This window comes from Romboutsia sp. (assembly GCF_035470145.1).
GTDB lineage: Bacteria > Bacillota > Clostridia > Peptostreptococcales > Peptostreptococcaceae > Romboutsia_D.
The window spans coordinates 1-2071 of sequence record NZ_DATIRC010000096.1; the positions used below are offsets into that span (position 1 = coordinate 1).

At 32.4% G+C, this 2071-nt stretch carries 2 protein-coding genes; both read left to right on the forward strand.

Annotated features, from left to right (window positions below; all coding sequences use genetic code 11):
* The first annotated feature begins 621 nt into the window (after positions 1–621).
* On the forward strand, positions 622–1584 hold the full coding sequence (locus tag VLM92_RS03350) for a hypothetical protein (protein ID WP_325274936.1): 963 nt from the start codon (positions 622–624) through the stop codon (positions 1582–1584).
* Positions 1585–1854: 270 nt separating this feature from the next.
* On the forward strand, positions 1855–2071 hold a 217-nt coding region (locus tag VLM92_RS03355), incomplete at its 3' end, for a hypothetical protein (protein ID WP_325274937.1).

Consider the following 2071-nt stretch of genomic DNA (forward strand, 5'->3'; position numbering starts at 1 on the left):
CTGGTGTCTCGCCATCTTTTTTTACGCTCGGATTAAAGACATTTCCAAAAACGCAGAGCCGCCATCACGCTGATAGTTCTTGATATAGGAATAATACCGTTCCAGTATCATTTTAAGGCTCTCGTGCCCCATCATTTTCTGAACCCAGCCCGGCAATTCTCCGTCATCCAGCATCAGCATAGCGAAAGTGTGCCTTGTCTGGTAAAGCGATCTTGGCTTCAAATTCGTGCGATATCTCCAAGATATCACAACAGCGGCTAAAATTTAGATATTGGCTTCTGTAGTTTTCATTTCAAATCAAACTTCCAACTTCCCTCCATTTAGATCCATGGAAATGGAGTAAGTGTCATTCTTTTTCAACTTCTGATGCAAATCCCGAGGGGTTAGAATTGTGACAAACTTTGCATAAGTTATGCAAGGCATTCTATATAATTCCAACCACTTTGATACAGATAAGCACTGTCCTTAAGACCATTTAAGTGATATAACCATCCAATTTAATTGCGATTTAAAATTAATTATCTTGCAACATGTTTATATTGCATGGTTTTTGCAATATTGGAGAGAGAGTTTTGCCATTGATTTGGAGATTCCAGAACTGTTCAAATAAAAGGAATTAATATGGATAAGCCATTAGAAAGATCTTTATCGATAATAATGGATAAGTCATTAGAAAGGTCCTTATCGATAGTAGTTGGAGGATATATATTTAGTTTTGGAGCATTCTTAGTTTGGTGTTTTTACTTCTTTCACGGAAAGCAGTCTAAAGTTGATTATTTTTTTGTAATTGGTTTAGTTTTTTTTGCAATTAGTGCGGTATATCTTTTTTCCTATTTGTTAATATCGTATATCAAATCATTTCAAAAGGTTTGGACATCATTCTCCTTGGTATTAATTATAACATTATTAGTCTTTTTTTTAATCCCAACCACCGGTAATTCAATTTATACATTTAATCTAAAGCAAGATAAAACTATCAAGACTATAAAGATGAATAAACAGCTTGAAGTCGCTAAAGAAAATGCACATACAGAACAAAAAAGTATAAAAGTAATAGAATCAAAATTAAATAACTCACGTGAAATAAATGATGTCGCTAATTCCTCCATTACAGAACTTCGGGCAAAACCAGAATTTGTGCGTAAAGAAAATGATAAATTAAGAAAGAAATTAAATGAAGCAATCGGAAATTTAAGATCTAAACAAAAAGAAAAACGCAATGCAGAAGAAGAAATTATTGAAATTGGAAAATCAAACAGGGATTCTTCCGAGATAAAAATTAATCATAGAGTAGATAACACCGGTTTAGATTCATTAGGAAAGGATATCATTTTTAAAATTCAAATAATTTCTTCGGGCACTCTGCTTTCAATAAACTCCCCAAAATTAATGGGTCAAAAAAATGTATGGGTGTATGAAAACAACGGTCTTTATAAATATACTGTAGGAAATGAAAAAGATTTAAAATCAGCGTCTGTACTACAGTCAGAACTACGAAGGAGGGGATTCGTTGGGGCTTTTGTGGTCGCCTTCAAAAATGGAAAAAGAATACCAGTTGGAGAAGCGAAGAAGCTTTTGAATTAACCAATACACGAACAATAGAAATCAATACTCGTACTGCAATCTGTAATTAGCCACACACTTCTTTCCATTCTTTCTGCTTCGCTTAAAGCTTATATCGAATGTATTCTTTTTAAGCCCAGATTGCCTATCCCGTTAATTAATACAACCATCTAATATTATTTCAAATTGAATTAAATCACATATAACGACTTGATTTTGCACAATTTTTGCGAGAGATAAATAATTTAAATTTCTATACAAATTTAAAAGTTTCATAAGGATAGTGTGCAAATGTTTGAGTTAGTAAAAATAGGAAATCAAAATACAAATAATTTTGACGGCTCCAATTCTGGAGTAAAAACCATTTATGAAAATTACTATAGTGTACAGTTTTTTTTGAATGGAAAAGAACCGCCTTATCTTTTTAAATTAAGGAATAATTCTGCAAATAAGCTATATATACTTGTTAAACAAGACTCATCCGTTTTCAGAGAACTGAATGTTGGAG

Bases quoted from the DNA above. Each gene is read 5' to 3' on its own strand.
- VLM92_RS03350 (WP_325274936.1), top strand. From the start codon at position 622: ATGGATAAGCCATTAGAAAGATCTTTATCGATAATAATGGATAAGTCA.